The sequence below is a fragment of the Streptomyces sp. NPDC005706 genome (assembly GCF_040631045.1).
In the GTDB taxonomy this organism is placed as follows: domain Bacteria; phylum Actinomycetota; class Actinomycetes; order Streptomycetales; family Streptomycetaceae; genus Streptomyces.
The window spans coordinates 108935-123108 of the sequence record NZ_JBEXYS010000009.1; the positions used below are offsets into that span (position 1 = coordinate 108935).

General features: G+C 74.3%; 13 protein-coding genes. 6 read left to right on the forward strand and 7 right to left on the reverse strand.

The window, feature by feature from the left end:
• The first annotated feature begins 16 nt into the window (after nt 1-16).
• From ABZ478_RS17890 to lgt, 5 genes are all read left to right on the forward strand, one after another.
• Nucleotides 17-211, forward strand: a complete 195-nt coding sequence (locus tag ABZ478_RS17890) for a hypothetical protein (RefSeq protein WP_359550261.1) — start codon at nt 17-19, stop codon at nt 209-211.
• Nucleotides 212-407: 196 nt separating this feature from the next.
• On the forward strand, nt 408-1691 hold the full coding sequence (gene trpB / locus ABZ478_RS17895; RefSeq protein ID WP_359550263.1) for a tryptophan synthase subunit beta: 1284 nt from the start codon (nt 408-410) through the stop codon (nt 1689-1691).
• Complete coding sequence (gene trpA / locus ABZ478_RS17900; RefSeq protein WP_359550266.1) at nt 1688-2506, forward strand: tryptophan synthase subunit alpha; 819 nt, start codon at nt 1688-1690, stop codon at nt 2504-2506. Before trpB ends, trpA begins: the two co-directional genes overlap by 4 nt.
• A 107-nt stretch (nt 2507-2613) precedes the next feature.
• Nucleotides 2614-3393, forward strand: coding sequence for a thioredoxin domain-containing protein (locus ABZ478_RS17905; protein WP_359550269.1), 780 nt, complete (start codon nt 2614-2616; stop codon nt 3391-3393).
• Between the two features lie 82 nt (nt 3394-3475).
• The gene (lgt, locus tag ABZ478_RS17910; protein ID WP_359550272.1) at nt 3476-4519 is read left to right on the forward strand and encodes a prolipoprotein diacylglyceryl transferase; all 1044 of its coding nucleotides are present in this window, start codon (nt 3476-3478) and stop codon (nt 4517-4519) included.
• Between the two features lie 92 nt (nt 4520-4611).
• Here the strand turns inward: lgt and ABZ478_RS17915 are convergent, their stop codons facing one another.
• The 7 genes from ABZ478_RS17915 to ABZ478_RS17945 form a co-directional block, all read right to left on the reverse strand.
• Entirely contained in the window at nt 4612-5424 is an 813-nt protein-coding gene (locus ABZ478_RS17915) for a CoA ester lyase (protein ID WP_359550275.1), read from the reverse strand.
• A complete protein-coding gene (locus ABZ478_RS17920) occupies nt 5421-6641 on the reverse strand; it encodes a CoA transferase (protein ID WP_359550278.1) in 1221 nt (406 codons plus the stop codon). The genes ABZ478_RS17915 and ABZ478_RS17920 overlap by 4 nt, the downstream gene beginning before the upstream one ends.
• Nucleotides 6638-7531, reverse strand: a complete 894-nt coding sequence (gene rbsK / locus ABZ478_RS17925) for a ribokinase (protein ID WP_359550280.1) — start codon at nt 7529-7531, stop codon at nt 6638-6640. The genes ABZ478_RS17920 and rbsK overlap by 4 nt, the downstream gene beginning before the upstream one ends.
• Nucleotides 7528-8889 (reverse strand): ADP-ribosylglycohydrolase family protein, encoded by a 1362-nt coding sequence (locus tag ABZ478_RS17930; RefSeq protein ID WP_359550282.1) that lies wholly within the window; start codon nt 8887-8889, stop codon nt 7528-7530. Before ABZ478_RS17930 ends, rbsK begins: the two co-directional genes overlap by 4 nt.
• Nucleotides 8877-10070 (reverse strand): ADP-ribosylglycohydrolase family protein, encoded by a 1194-nt coding sequence (locus ABZ478_RS17935; RefSeq protein WP_359550284.1) that lies wholly within the window; start codon nt 10068-10070, stop codon nt 8877-8879. The genes ABZ478_RS17930 and ABZ478_RS17935 overlap by 13 nt, the downstream gene beginning before the upstream one ends.
• 7 nt (nt 10071-10077) lie before the next feature.
• Nucleotides 10078-11184 carry an ADP-ribosylglycohydrolase family protein gene (locus ABZ478_RS17940; RefSeq protein WP_359550286.1) on the reverse strand — a complete coding sequence of 369 codons (1107 nt, stop codon included), beginning with the start codon at nt 11182-11184 and terminating at the stop codon, nt 10078-10080.
• A 226-nt stretch (nt 11185-11410) separates the two neighbouring features.
• On the reverse strand, nt 11411-12676 hold the full coding sequence (locus ABZ478_RS17945; RefSeq protein WP_359550289.1) for an ADP-ribosylglycohydrolase family protein: 1266 nt from the start codon (nt 12674-12676) through the stop codon (nt 11411-11413).
• 296 nt (nt 12677-12972) lie between these two features.
• On the opposite strand from ABZ478_RS17945, the gene ABZ478_RS17950 reads away from it, so the two are divergent.
• Nucleotides 12973-13704, forward strand: a complete 732-nt coding sequence (locus tag ABZ478_RS17950; protein ID WP_359550292.1) for a VIT1/CCC1 transporter family protein — start codon at nt 12973-12975, stop codon at nt 13702-13704.
• The last annotated feature ends 470 nt before the right edge of the window (nt 13705-14174 follow it).

A 14174-nucleotide genomic window follows, 5' to 3' on the forward strand; every position in this document is an offset into this window, starting at 1 on the left:
GGCTAAGCTGGCCCCGATGACGCTTCCGATCACCCCGCCGACGCGGGACACCTATGCCCGCCTCGCCCGCGGCTGCCGGCCCCGAGGCTGCCGTGCCCCCGCGCGACGGGTGCACGGGCGGCGGGTCCGCTATGTGATCGGTGACGAGCCCGGTCAGGTGAACGGCATGCGATGGCGTCACTCCGCGTGCGCGTCACCCGCGGTGAGCTGAGCCCGTCTCCTTGTGAACGCCGGTCCACCCGCGACCAGGTCTCTCCCGGCCGCCCAGGGGCCCCGCCCCCGGACCCCCGGTCCTCACCCACCCACCACCCGACCCGGGTGCTGTGGGAGACACCGCTGAGGGCAGCGCACGCGTACTCGTACCCCAAGTCCAGCCACCCGGGGCACCGCCCCTGCGAGGTATCCGTATGCCCAGCGAGTTCTTCATTCCCGATCCCACCGGCCAGGTGCCCAGCGCCGAGGGCTACTTCGGGGCGTTCGGCGGCAAGTTCATCCCGGAGGCGCTCGTCGCCGCCGTGGACGAGGTCGCCGTCGAGTACGACAAGGCCAAGTCCGACCCCGAGTTCGCCCGTGAGCTCGACGACCTGCTGGTGAACTACACCGGCCGGCCCAGCGCGCTGACCGAGGTGCCGCGGTTCGCCGAACACGCCGGTGGTGCCCGTGTCTTCCTCAAGCGGGAGGACCTGAACCACACCGGCTCCCACAAGATCAACAACGTGCTCGGGCAGGCCCTGCTCACCAAGCGCATGGGCAAGACCCGCGTCATCGCCGAGACCGGCGCCGGCCAGCACGGTGTCGCCACCGCCACCGCCTGCGCCCTCTTCGGCCTCGACTGCACCATCTACATGGGCGAGGTCGACACCCAGCGGCAGGCCCTCAACGTCGCCCGCATGCGCATGCTCGGCGCCGAGGTCGTGGCCGTGAAGTCCGGCAGCCGCACCCTGAAGGACGCCATCAACGAGGCGTTCCGGGACTGGGTCGCCAACGTCGACCGCACCCACTACCTGTTCGGCACCGTGGCCGGCCCGCACCCCTTCCCGGCCATGGTCCGGGACTTCCACCGGGTCATCGGCGTGGAGGCGCGGCGGCAGCTCCTGGAGCGCGCCGGGCGGCTGCCCGACGCCGCGGTCGCCTGCGTCGGCGGCGGCTCCAACGCCATCGGCCTCTTCCACGCCTTCATCCCCGACGAGGGCGTCCGGCTCATCGGCTGCGAGCCCGCCGGACACGGCATCGAGACCGGCGAGCACGCGGCCACCCTCACCGCCGGCGAGCCCGGCATCCTGCACGGCTCCAGGTCGTACGTCCTCCAGGACGACGAGGGCCAGATCACCGAGCCGTACTCCATCTCGGCCGGTCTGGACTACCCGGGCATCGGCCCCGAGCACTCCTACCTCAAGGACTCCGGCCGCGGCGAGTACCGCGCGGTCACCGACGACGCGGCCATGCAGGCCCTGCGCCTGCTGTCGCGCACCGAGGGCATCATCCCGGCCATCGAGAGCGCCCACGCCCTCGCCGGCGCCCTGGAGGTCGGCAGGGAGCTGGGCCCGGACGGGCTGATCGTGGTCAACCTGTCCGGCCGCGGCGACAAGGACATGGACACCGCGGCGCGCTACTTCGGCCTCTACGACACCGACGCCGAGGTGGCCGCCAACGAAGCCGACACCGCCGAGATCGAGGGGGACGCCAAGTGAGCGGCAATATCCGGCTGTTGACGGACACCCTCGCCGCCGCGAAGGCGGAGGGCCGGTCCGCGCTCATCGCCTACCTCCCGGCCGGGTTCCCGACCGTGGACGGCGGCATCGAGGCGATCAGGGCCGCGTTCGACGGCGGCGCGGACGTCGTGGAGGTGGGCCTGCCGCACAGCGACCCCGTCCTCGACGGCCCCGTCATCCAGACCGCCGACGACATCGCCCTGCGCGGCGGGGTCAGGATCGCCGACGTCATGCGCACGGTCAGGGAGGCCCACGAGGCCACCGGCAAGCCCGTGCTCGTGATGACGTACTGGAACCCCATCGACCGCTACGGCGTCGAGCGCTTCACCGCCGAGCTGGCCGAGGCGGGCGGCGCGGGCTGCATCCTGCCCGACCTGCCGGTCCAGGAGTCGGCCCTGTGGCGGGAGCACGCCGAGAAGCACGGCCTCGCCACCGTCTTCGTCGTCGCCCCCAGCAGCAAGGACGAGCGGCTGGCGCGGATCACCGAGGCGGGCAGCGGCTTCGTCTACGCGGCCTCGCTGATGGGCGTCACCGGCACCCGCGCGTCCGTCGGCGCGCAGGCGCAGAACCTGGTGGAGCGCACCCGGGCCACGGGCACCGGACTGCCGGTGTGCGTGGGGCTCGGCGTCTCCGACGCGGCCCAGGCCGCCGAGGTCGCCGGGTTCGCCGACGGAGTCATCGTCGGCTCGGCGTTCGTCAAGCGGATGCTGGACGCCCCCGACCACGCCGCCGGCCTCGCGGCGGTGCGCGAGCTCGCCGGTGATCTGGCCAAGGGCGTGCGCGGGCAGGCATAAGCGCCCATAGGTGGCGTCAGTCGTTCACAACGGAAGAATCGGTCACTCGAACGAGTGGACCTCGGGTCGGGGAGGCGCGCTGCGCCTCCCCGGTTCGTTCTGGGGGTGTGAGCGAGAAGAACCGTGACGGAAAGCGCACCGCCCGTGAGCGGATTGCGGCCGAGCGTGAGAAGCAGAGGACCGCGGACCGGCGTCGGCGCACGCTGATCGTGGGAGCGAGCGTCGTCTGCGTCCTGGGACTCGCGGCGGTGATCGGCGTGATCGCCGCCAACTCGGGCAAGGGCAAGAAGAGCAGCACCGCGTCGGGCCCGGTCGTGGTGCCCTCGGGCGCGCGGGGCCAGGACAGCCTCGCGATCCCGGTCGGCAAGGACGGCGCCAAGTCGACGCTCACCGTCTGGGAGGACTTCCGCTGCCCGGCCTGCATGTCCTTCGAGGCGCGGTACCGGCCGACGCTGCACGAGCTGACCGACGCGGGCAAGCTGAGAGTCGACTACCACCTGGTCCGGCTGATCGACGGCAACCTCCGCGGCACCGGTTCCCTGCGCGCGGCGAACGCCGCGGCCTGTGCCCAGGACGCCGGGAAGTTCCGTGACTACCACGACGTGCTGTACTCGAACCAGCCCCAGGAGACGGACGACGCGTTCGGGAACAACGGCAAGCTGATCCAGCTCGCCGGAAAGGTCAGCGGTCTCGACACCCCGGCGTTCCGCAAGTGCGTCAACAACGGCACCCACGACGGCTGGGTGAACAAGTCCCACCAGGCGTTCGAGGCCGGCCGCTACGGCAGCACGCCCACCGTCCTGCTGGACGGCAAGAACATCTACCAGGACCAGACGATGACCCCGGAGAAGCTGAAGCAGATGGTGGAACAGAAGAACCAGGGGTAAGCGTTTCTCACGTCCCCGTTATGGAGCCGTAGCCCGTCCGCTTGCCGTCCGCCCGGCCCGGCACGGTAGCGTCGACCCTGCCATGGAACTTGCCTACATCCCCAGCCCGTCGCACGGGGTGCGTTATCTCGGCCCCATCCCCCTGCGCGGCTACGCCTTCTGCATCATCATCGGCGTCTTCATCGCCGTCTGGCTCGGCAACAAGCGCTGGGTCGCCCGGGGCGGGCGGTCCGGCACGGTCGCCGACATCGCCGTATGGGCCGTGCCCTTCGGCCTGGTCGGCGGCCGCCTCTACCACGTGATCACGGACTACGAGCTGTACTTCAGCGAGGGCCGTGACTGGGTGGACGCCTTCAAGGTGTGGGAAGGCGGCCTGGGCATCTGGGGCGCGATCGCACTGGGCGCGCTCGGGGCGTGGATCGGCGCGCGGCGCCGGGGCATCCCGATGCCCGCCTACGCCGACGCCGTCGCACCCGGCATCGCCCTCGCGCAGGCCATGGGCCGCTGGGGCAACTGGTTCAACCAGGAACTGTACGGACGCGAGACGCACGTTCCCTGGGCGCTGCACATCACCTCCTCAGAGGGCGGCCGGGTGCCGGGTTACTACCACCCGACCTTCCTCTACGAGTCCCTGTGGTGCATCGGCGTCGCCGTCCTGGTCATCTGGGCCGACCGCCGCTTCAGGATGGGCCACGGCCGGGCCTTCGCCCTGTACGTCGCCGCGTACTGCGTGGGCCGCGCCTGGATCGAGTACATGCGCGTCGACGACGCCCACCACATCCTGGGACTGCGCCTCAACGACTGGACCGCGCTGATCGTGTTCCTGCTGGCGGTCACCTACATCGTGGTGTCGGCCAGGAAGCGGCCCGGGCGGGAAGCCGTGGTCGAGCCGGGCGTCTCGGACGGCGGGACCGTCGACCCCGAGGCCGCGGCCGAGGACAAGGCCACCGAGGACAAGGCCGCCGAGGACAAGGCCGGGAACGGCACCGTGGGCGAGGCGGCGGACGAGACGGGCGGCGGGACCGGGAGCAAGACCGAGGACCGGACCGGGGACGAGCCCGGGGACCTCGCCGGGCCGGACGCCGTGGCGGCGAAGGACGAGGCGGAGTCGGCGAAGAAGGGCTGACGGCCGCGGACATCGCACCGAAGGGCGCTTTCGGATCTCCGGAGCGCCCTTCGGCGTGTCCGACCGCGTGTGCCGCCGGACCGGGCGCGCTGTCACTCCCGGCGCGCCAGCGACAGCGTCCGCCGCGCGGCGGCCACCACCGCCGCGTCGACGAAGCGGCCGTCGGGCAGCGCCTGGGCGCCCTGGTCCGTCGCCGCCGCCTTGATGATCGTCTCCGCGTGCTCCAGCTCCGCCGGGGTCGGGAGGTAGGCCCGCTCGATCACCGGGAGCTGCCGCGGGTGGATCGCCGCGCGGCCCAGGAAGCCCAGGGCCCGGCCCCGGGCGCAGGAGGCGGCGAGGCCGTCCAGGTCGCGGATGTCGGGATGGACGGACTGGGGCGGCGGGGGGAGCCCGGCGGCCCGGGCGGCGACCACGACCCGGGAACGCGGCCAGTCGAGGCCCGTGTCGGCCCGTACACCCAGGTCGGCCCGTAGATCGGCCTCGCCGAGCGAGATGCCCCGCAGCGACGGGTGGGCGGCGGCGATGGCGTAGGCGTGCTCGATGGCGAGGGCCGACTCCAGCAGGGCGTACAGAGGGCGGGCGGTGGTCACGGCGGCCTGTCTGACCTGCCCGGCGCAGCTCACCTTCGGCAGCCGCAGCCCGGTCACGCCCGGCAGCGTGGCCAGGGCCGCGAGATCCGCGGCGGCCCAGGGGCCGTCCAGGGCGTTGACCCGGACGTGGACCGGGACCCGCTGCGGCTCGGCCAGCCGTTCGGCCGTGGCCGCCCGGGCGTACTCCTTGCGGTCGGGGGCGACCGCGTCCTCCAGGTCGATCACCACCACGTCGGCGCCCCGGGCCAGCGCCTTGGTCACGACGTGCGGGCGGTCGCCGGGGGCGTACAGCCAGGTCAGCGGGAACGGCGTCACAGGGCGCCCTCCTCGCGCAGGGCGCGCAGCTCCTCCGGGCCGAGGCCCAGCTCGGTGAGGACCGCGTCGGTGTCGGCGCCGTGCGGCCGGCCGGCCCAGCGGATCGCCCCGGGCGTGCCGGACAGCCGGAAGAGGACGTTCTGCATGCGCAGCGGGCCCAGCTCCGGATCCTCGACGGTGGTGACGGTGTCCAGGGCCTGGTACTGGGGGTCGGCCAGGACGTCCCGCACGTCCTGCACCGGGGCCACCGCCGCCTCCGCCTTCTCGAAGGCCGCGAGCACCTCGGCGCGGCCGCGGGCCGCGATCCAGCTCCCGACCGCCTCGTCCAGCACGTCGGCGTGCGCGGCCCGCCGCGCACCCGTGGCGAACCACGGCTCCTCGGTCAGCTCCGGGCGGCCCACCAGCCGCATCACCCGTTCCGCCACCGACTGCGCGGACGTGGAGACGGCGACCCAGGCGCCGTCGGCGGTGCGGTAGGTGTTGCGCGGGGCGTTGTTCGCGGACCGGTTGCCGGTGCGCTCCTGGACGTAGCCGAGCTGGTCGTACCAGGTGGGCTGCGGACCGAGGACCGCGAGGATCGGCTCGATGATCGCCATGTCCACGACCTGGCCCTGGCCGGTGCGGTCCCGGCCCGCCAGCGCCGTCAGCACCGCGTAGGCCGTGGCCAGTGCCGCGACCGAGTCGGCGAGACCGAAGGGCGGCAGCGTCGGCGGCGCGTCCGGTTCGCCGGTGAGCGCGGCGAAGCCGCTCATCGCCTCGGCGAGCGTGCCGAAGCCGGGGCGGTGCGCGTACGGGCCGAACTGGCCGAAGGCCGTGACCCGGGTGAGGACCAGCCGTGGATTGGCGGCGGACAGCTCCGGCCAGCCCAGGTCCCACTTCTCCAGGGTGCCGGGGCGGAAGTTCTCGATCACCACGTCGGCGGTGGCCGCAAGCCGCAGCAGGGTCGCGCGGCCACCGGGCCGGGACAGGTCGAGGGTGATCGCGCGCTTGTTGCGCCCGAGCACCTTCCACCACAGGCCGACACCGTGCTTCGCCGGGCCGTGGCCCCGGGACGGGTCGGGCCGCCCCGGATGCTCCACCTTGATCACATCGGCGCCGAAGTCGCCGAGCAGGGTGGCGGCCATGGGGCCGGCGAAGAGGGTGGCCAGGTCCAGGACCCGCAGGCCGTCGAGGGGCCGGGGGTGTTCGGGGCGCGTGTTCTCGGGGTGTGTGCTCATGCGTTGTACTGGGCCTCGATCTCCGGGCGGTACGGCATCGACGCCGACGCGCCTTCCCGCTGCACGGAAAGGGCCGCCGCGGCCGCCGCCCAGGACAGCGCCTCACGCACCGGTTTCTCCTCGGCGAGGGCCACCGCGAGCGCTCCCACGAAGGTGTCGCCCGCCCCGGTGGAGTCCACCGCCTTGACCTGCGGCGCCGGCACCACCAGCGGCTCGGTGCCCCGGGCCAGGTACAGGCAGCCGGTCGCGCCCAGTGTGACGACGACCTCGGGGATCAGCTCCATCAGGGCGGCGGCCGCCGCGCGGGGGTCGGTGCGGCCGGTGAGGGTGACGGCCTCGTACTCGTTGGCGACCAGCAGGTCGGTGGCCTCCAGCAGATCGGGGGGCAGCGGCTGGGCGGGGGAGGGGGTGAGCACCGTACGGACCCCGTGCCGTCGCGCCGCCTCCGCCCCCGAGACCACTGCGGCCAGCGGGATCTCCAGTTGCAGCAGCAGGGCGTCGGCGGAGGCGATGACACCCTCGTCGCCGGCGGCGAGGTGGTCGACGGTGCCGTTCGCGCCGGGGATGACGACGATGGAGTTGCCGCCCTCGTCGTCCACCACGATGTGCGCGGTGCCGGACGGGCCCTCCACCGTGCGCAGGAAGTCGGTGTCCGCGCCCGAGTGTTCGAGGGTGTCGCGCAGGCGGACACCGAAGGCGTCGTTGCCGACCGCGCCGATCATCGAGACCGTGGCTCCGGCCCGGGCCGCGGCGATGGCCTGGTTGGCGCCCTTGCCGCCGGGGACGGTGCGGAAGTCCCGGCCCGTCACGGTCTCGCCGCGCTGCGGGGCCTTGGTGACATAGGTGACGAGGTCCATGTTCGTGCTGCCGAGGACGGCGATGTGGGTCATGGGCGGGTCGCCTCCAGGTGCGTGAGTCGGGCGAGGGTGTCGAAGCCGGTGCCGTCGAAGTCGGCGACGGTGGTGGCGAGCCGGTTCTTCAGCGGGGCCCGCCAGCGGTCGGGGAGCGCCTCCGGGGTGCCGGCCAGGAGACCGGCGACGCTGCCGGCGGCCGCCCCGTTGGAGTCCGTGTCCCAGCCGCCGGAGACCGCACGGCAGACGGAGCCGGCGAAGTCGCCGCCCGCGTGAGCGAGGGCGGCGACGGTCAGAGCGGTGTTGGGGATGGCGTGGACCCAGTGGTGGGTGGCCGCGTAGGTGGCGTGCAGTTCGTCCACGACGTCGTCGAAGTCCTCGTGCCGCGCGGCCAGTCGCAGGGCGTGGTCGATGGCCCCCGCCAGCCGTGAGCGGTCCGGGACCACCGTGCGGCCGGTGCGCAGGCAGGCGTGCACGTCCCTTTCCCCGCCGGCCGCGGCGGCGAGCGTGGCGGCGGTGAACATCGCCGCGTACACGCCGTTGGCGGTGTGGGTGAGGAGCGCGTCGCGGTGGGCCTGTCCGGCGGCGGCCGCGGGGTCGCCGGGATTGGTCCAGCCGTGGACGTCGGCGCGGATCAGGGCGCCGATCCACTCGCGGAACGGGTTGCGGTGGCGGGCGGTGTGCGGGGGTTCGATACCGCAGAGCAGGTTGCGGAAGGCGAGGCGCTCGGCGGTGAAGGCGCGGCCCGGCGGGAGTTCGTCCAGCCAGAGCGCCGCGACATCGGCGGTGCTGAAGCCCCGGCCGTGGCGGCGGAGCAGGAGGAGGCCGAGCAGCGGGTAGTTGAGGTCGTCGTCCTCGGGCATGCCGTCGATGTTCTCGGCGAGGGAGGTGGGGGCCGAGCGGCGGTTCCAGGGGTACTGGGCGAGGAGGTCCCCGGGAACGCCCCGGGCCGTGAACCAGGTGGCCAGGGGCCAGTTGCCGGTGGCCCTCGCGAGGGCCCGGATGCCGTCGAGGGGGAGTTTCTCGACGGGCTTGCCGAGGAGGCAGCCGGCGGCCCGGCCCAGCCAGGCCGCTTCCAGGGCGAGGGGTGTGGTCTCCCCGCGGGGCCGCGCGGCGGGCCAGTCGGGGCAGGCGGCCCTGATGCCGGCCAGGTCCGTCGGCTCGTCCTCGGCCAGCCTGCTCGGCAGGTCGGCCAGCTCGTCCAGCAGGTCCTCGGCGAGGAGGCGCAGATAGCGCGAGGCCCGCTGCGGTGAGGCCCCCGCCCGCTCCGGGGCCGCCGGGCCGCCGGCCGCCCGCCACCGCGCCTCGATCCGCGCCGGCTCCCGGCCGTCCAGGCGGGCCTGGACGAGTTCGTGGCCCAGCAGGTCCTCGGGCTGCACCCAGGTCAGTCGGAGCACGAGGTGCCTCCCAGCGCCGCGAACGCCCGCTCGTGCGCCCGCCTGCGGTCCACGTCCCGCCGGAAGATCTCGCGCGTGACCCCGGCGAGCGTGCGGGCCGGCTCCCACAGGTCCAGCCGGCTCGCCTCCGCCACCGTCTTCGCCCAGTCCTCCGGGACCGGCGACCCCAGGGCGCCCGCCAGCGCGCCGGCCATCGTGGCGATCGAGTCGCAGTCGCGTCCGTAGTTGACCGAGCCCAGCACCGCGTGGCGGTAGTCCCCGCCGGCGACCAGCAGCATGCCCAGGGCCACCGGGAGTTCCTCGATCGAGTGCAGCCGGGAGGGGCGCCGGGCGCCGAGGGAGGGGGAGCGGTAGTCGGGGCCGACCGTGTCGTACGGGGCCACCGCCGCCCGCAGCGGGACCAGCGCCGACTCGAAGTCCCGGTGACCGCGCGCCACTTCGCAGACCTTCTCGATCGCCGCGCGCGTGCCGTCCTTCGCCAGGCCCAGGCAGGCGGTCACCACGGAGTCCGAAGTGGCGTCCGGCGAGGCGGCGGCGGCGACCGCGGCGGCGAAGACCCCGGCGGCCTCGCGGCCGTACGACGACTGGTGCGCGCCCGCGACGTCCAGCGCCTCGGCGTACGCGGCGGCCGGGTCGGCCGCGTTGACCAGGCCGACGGGCGCCATGTACATCGCCGCGCCACAGTTGACGATGTTGCCGACGCCCGCCTCCCGCGGGTCCACGTGGCCGTACGCCAGCCGGGCCACCAGCCACTTCTCGGCGAGGAAGAGGCGGTGCAGCGGCACCGTCTCGGTCTCCAGCTCCGGGATCCAGCGCGGGTTCGCCATCAGGTCCGGCACCAGGTGGTCGGCGACCGCGTACGCGTCGAGGTGGTCCCTGACCCGGGCGTAGACCCGGACCAGCGCGTGGGTCATCAGGGTGTCGTCGGTGACGTGGCCGTCGCCCTTGTGGTACGGGGCGATGGGACGGGCGGTGCGCCAGTCCGCGCCGTGCCAGGGGCCGACGATGCCGTGGACGCGGCCGCCGTGACGGTCGGTGATCTGGTCGGGGGAGTAGCCCTCGACGGGGCCGCCGAGCGCGTCGCCGACGGCGGCTCCGACCAGGGCCCCGGTGATCCGCTCGTCGAGACCGCTCAGCCGCACCGGACCCGGGCCGCTGCTTTCTTCTCCTTTGGGCGTCATGCCCGAATCATCCTCCTGGTCGGGCTCGGTGCGCGGCTTCCAGGAGCCCGGCGAGTTCCACCAGGTCGGTGCCGGTCAGGCGGGGCAGGGCGCAGCCGGACAGGGTGCGGCACGCCTCCCGCCAGGCGGCCGGGACGGCCGCGCCGCCGCCCAGGGCTCCGGTGAGCGCGCCCGTGAGGGCCGGCGCGGAGTCGGCGACCCGGGACAGGCAGGCGGCGGTGGGGACGGCCTCGGCGATACGGCCGCGGGCGGCGGTGGCGAGGGCGAGCGCGACGGGGACGGTCTCGGCGGCGGCGATGCCATAGCTGTAGACGTGGTCGACGATCTGGTGCTCGAGGAGCGGGACGAGGGCGAAGGCGCCGTCGCTGTCCCGGGCCAGGGCGAGGGCGTGCCGGGCGTTGCGGCCGATCTCCGTCCCCTCGGGGAGCTCGGCGAGCGCGGCCGCGACACAGGCGTCCGTGTCCGCTCCGGCGAGGGCGAGCGCCAGGGCCGCCGCCATCGCGCGGGCGCCGTGCACACCGTCGCCGTCCTGGGTGTAGCGGGCGTCGAACTCGGCCAGACCGGCCGCGCGTTCGGGGTCTCCGGGATGGGCCACGGCTAGCACGCAGGCCGCGTCGTCGAAGTAGTGCGGGTTGTCGTGGCCGGTGGCGGGCGGGCGCAGTCCGGTGGCGAGGTTGCCGAGGCCGGCGCGGACGGAGATGCGGGCGCGCAGCGGGAGCACGGCGGACTCGATCTCGGGGGCGCGTTCCGCCGCCGCGGCGACCTCGGCGGCGACGGCGGTCCAGGTGAGGTCGATGGCGGCCCGCATCCGGCGCTCCCGGCCGAGGTCGCCGAGCACGTCGTCGTCACCGGCCCGCAGGACGGCCTCGGCGGCGAACGCCGCCCACTCGGCGTCGTCGGAGGGGCCGAGGCGGAGGGGCTCCGGGGGCTGGTTGAGGGCGATCGGCACGGGCAGGGTGGTGGTGGCGTTCTGCTCGGCGAAGGTGTCCAGCTCGCGGGTGAGGCGGCGGGTCCACTCGGGCATACGGGCGGCCCGGTGCCGCGCGGCGGGCCAGCCGGCGGCGTCCCCGGCGGCGAGCCCCAGCAGCAGCCCTTCGACACGGCGCCCGGTCATGCCCGGCCCTCGCCGTCCTGCTGCCCGGAGTTCCCGGCTCCCACCAGCGGACTCCGCCCCCGGCTCCCAGGCTGCGCGCCGCCCGGGAGCGCCGCGGGCGGCTCACCGGCCCGGCAGGCGGGGGGCGACGCGGCCGGCACGGGTTCCGCCGCCCCGCCCGACGACGCGTCCTCGCTCACGCCCTCACCGACGACCACCTCCCGAGCACCTCGGCTCGCCGCCGCTTCTACGGCCGCCGTCGCGGTGTCCGCGGCCCGCGCCTTCTGCGGTACGGCCACGCGCGTGGCCGCCGTACTGTCGCCGTGGGGCCGCCGGTGTCAGGGCGGGCGGCCGTTCGCACGGCCGTCGTGGTGTCCTCCGCCGGCTGTGCCGGGCCCGCCGGGAGGGGGGCGGCCGTGGTGTCACCGGCGCCCTGTGCCGCGGCCACCCGCACCACCTCCCGGACCCCCTTCGGCAGGAAGCCCGGCAGGACCACCCCCGCTCCCCACTTGCCGCCCTCCTCGGGGACCAGCAGCTCCGCCACGTCCAGGACGTGGTGGCCCGCCATGGAGGGCAGGCAGCGGCCGCGGGCCGGGCCGATCGCGGCGGCCCAGTCGGCCGGGATCGCGCAGACGCCCTGGGTGGCGCCGGAGAGGGCGCCCGCCACCGCCGCCGTCGTGTCCGCGTCGCGGCCCATGTTGACCGCCGTGAGGACCGCCGCGCGGAAGTCGCCGTCGGCCGCCGCGTACGCGCCGAAGGCGAGGGCGACCGCCTCGGGCGCCAGGTCGGTCCAGGGGTAGCCGCCGATGACCACCGCCGAGCGCACCGCCCGTTCGCCGCGGTGGGCCACCGTCACCGCGCGGCGCAGGGAACGGGCGGTCCAGGAGTCCTCGGGGACGACGGCGAGCGCCGAGGCGATCACCACCGCGGGCGTGGCCCCCGCCATCGCGGCCGCCACGCCCGCCGCGACCGCCTGGCCGCCGTAGATGCCCTCGCCGTCATGACTGACCGAGCCGTCGATCGCCACCAGCCGGGCCGCCTCGCCGGGACGCCCGGCGGCGAAGACGCCGAAGGGCGCCGCGCGCATCGCGAGGCCGTCGCTCCAGGCGTGCCGGTGCTGGGCGGAGATGGGCGCGGCCAGACCGCGGCGGAGGTTCTCCAGCGTGCCGCGCTCACTGAAGCCCGCGCCCCGGAACGGTCCCTCGGCCCGGTCGGCGATCCACTCGTGCCAGGCGCTCTCCACGTGGGCCGGGGTGAGCGCCGAGCCGTGCCGGGCCAGCAGCAGGCCCGAGAAGATGGCGTACTCCGTGTCGTCCGTGCCGCACGGCCGCTCGCTGACGTACCCGGTGATCCGGCCCCAGCGGGCGCGGATCTCGGAGGGCTTCAGGTTCTCCGCCGGCGCCCCGAGCGCGTCGCCGACGGCCAGGCCGAGCAGCGCGCCGCGGGCCCGCTCGCGTGGTCCCGGGGCGTCCCCGGGCGCCGGGGACGGGGGAGTGCAGGCGATCGACGCCATGGGCGGCCTCTCCTTCCGCAGGGCCACGGGCCGTCCGCGGGGACTCGGCCCCCTTCGCGGATGCCCTTTGCGGATGTCTCCCACGGTGACGCCGCGCGCGAGCCTGGGACGCCTCCCTGTCACCCGCTCGGCATCTGAGCGCCCATGATCACTTATGAGCGTTTTTCGGAGAAGCCGCAGGTAAGCCCAGCCTTTCCTTGCTGGCGCCCTGGAAATTACCGGCGTACCTTCAGTGTTGTCGAAAAGTAGAACTCATCCAAAGTTAGCTTTGGCTAAGCTTCCTGGGGGACCCCGCGATGGCCATCATCGAGACCGAGGCGGCGCTGCACGAGGCGCACCGCGACAACCACACGCACCGCGACGTCAACGGCGGCTGGCTGCGCCCCGCCGTCTTCGGTGCGATGGACGGCCTGGTCTCCAACCTGGCCCTGCTGACCGGCGTCGCGGGCGGCTCCGTCGGCCACCAGACAATCGTCATCACCGGCCTCGCGGGCCTCGCCGCCGGCGCCTTCTCCATGGCGGCCGGCGAGTACACCTCCGTCGCCTCCCAGCGTGAGCTGGTCGAGGCCGAGCTCGACGTCGAGCGGCGCGAGCTGCGCAAGCACCCGCAGGACGAGGAGGACGAGCTTGCGGCACTCTACGTGGCCCGCGGCGTCGAGCCCCAGCTGGCCAGGGAGGTCGCCCGGCAGCTCTCCCGGGACCCCGAGCAGGCCCTGGAGATCCATGCCCGCGAGGAACTGGGCATCGACCCCGGGGATCTGCCGTCGCCGCTGGTCGCCGCGGTCTCGTCCTTCGGTTCGTTCGCGCTGGGCGCCCTGCTCCCCGTCCTGCCGTACCTGCTCGGCGCGACCGTGCTCTGGCCCGCCGTGCTCCTCGCCCTCGCCGGACTGTTCGCCTGCGGCGCGGTCGTGGCCCGGGTGACCGCGCGCAGCTGGTGGTACAGCGGCCTGCGGCAGCTCGCGCTGGGCGGCGCGGCCGCCGGTGTGACGTACGCCCTGGGCAGCCTGTTCGGAACGGCCGTAGGATGACCCGACTGGAACTTATGCGATGGGCCGTATAAGTAGCCGTTACTCGCTGGTTTCGAACGCTTAACCAACGGGCATGAGCCGTAAGCGCTGGGGGCAATGACGCCTGCGGCGCACCCGCGGGACGAGTGAAGACGCTCGCTCCGCCCTCCCAGGGCCGATGGACGTCGATCTGACCGATCTTGTCCCGTCCGGTCCCCACACACTTCCGCCGCCCGTGCGCGGCACCCGCCGTGACCCCGCGGCACCCTCGTCGCAACCTGCGGCGTCCGCATGTTGGAACGGAGTATCCGGTTCCCGGGAACCAGCCCATCATGTAATCTGCACGAAATTTCGCACTCCGCAGAGGGCCAACGTCGTCCCTCGGCACCAGCACATGCCACATGACGACGACGGGAGAGCCGATGCGTACGCCGCGCCAGCCGTCCCAGCATTCCGCGAATGGCCAGAACTGGTCCTTCATGGATGCTCGC

Excerpts from the sequence above, each read along its gene's own strand:
- rbsK (WP_359550280.1), bottom strand. The coding sequence starts at position 7,531 with ATGACCCACATCGCCGTCCTCGGCAGCACGAACATGGACCTCGTCACC.
- lgt (WP_359550272.1), top strand. The coding sequence starts at position 3,476 with ATGGAACTTGCCTACATCCCCAGCCCGTCGCACGGGGTGCGTTATCTC.
- ABZ478_RS17945 (WP_359550289.1), bottom strand. The coding sequence starts at position 12,676 with ATGGCGTCGATCGCCTGCACTCCCCCGTCCCCGGCGCCCGGGGACGCC.
- ABZ478_RS17920 (WP_359550278.1), bottom strand. The coding sequence starts at position 6,641 with ATGAGCACACACCCCGAGAACACGCGCCCCGAACACCCCCGGCCCCTC.
- ABZ478_RS17950 (WP_359550292.1), top strand. The coding sequence starts at position 12,973 with ATGGCCATCATCGAGACCGAGGCGGCGCTGCACGAGGCGCACCGCGAC.
- ABZ478_RS17935 (WP_359550284.1), bottom strand. The coding sequence starts at position 10,070 with ATGACGCCCAAAGGAGAAGAAAGCAGCGGCCCGGGTCCGGTGCGGCTG.
- ABZ478_RS17940 (WP_359550286.1), bottom strand. The coding sequence starts at position 11,184 with ATGACCGGGCGCCGTGTCGAAGGGCTGCTGCTGGGGCTCGCCGCCGGG.
- ABZ478_RS17890 (WP_359550261.1), top strand. The coding sequence starts at position 17 with ATGACGCTTCCGATCACCCCGCCGACGCGGGACACCTATGCCCGCCTC.
- trpB (WP_359550263.1), top strand. The coding sequence starts at position 408 with ATGCCCAGCGAGTTCTTCATTCCCGATCCCACCGGCCAGGTGCCCAGC.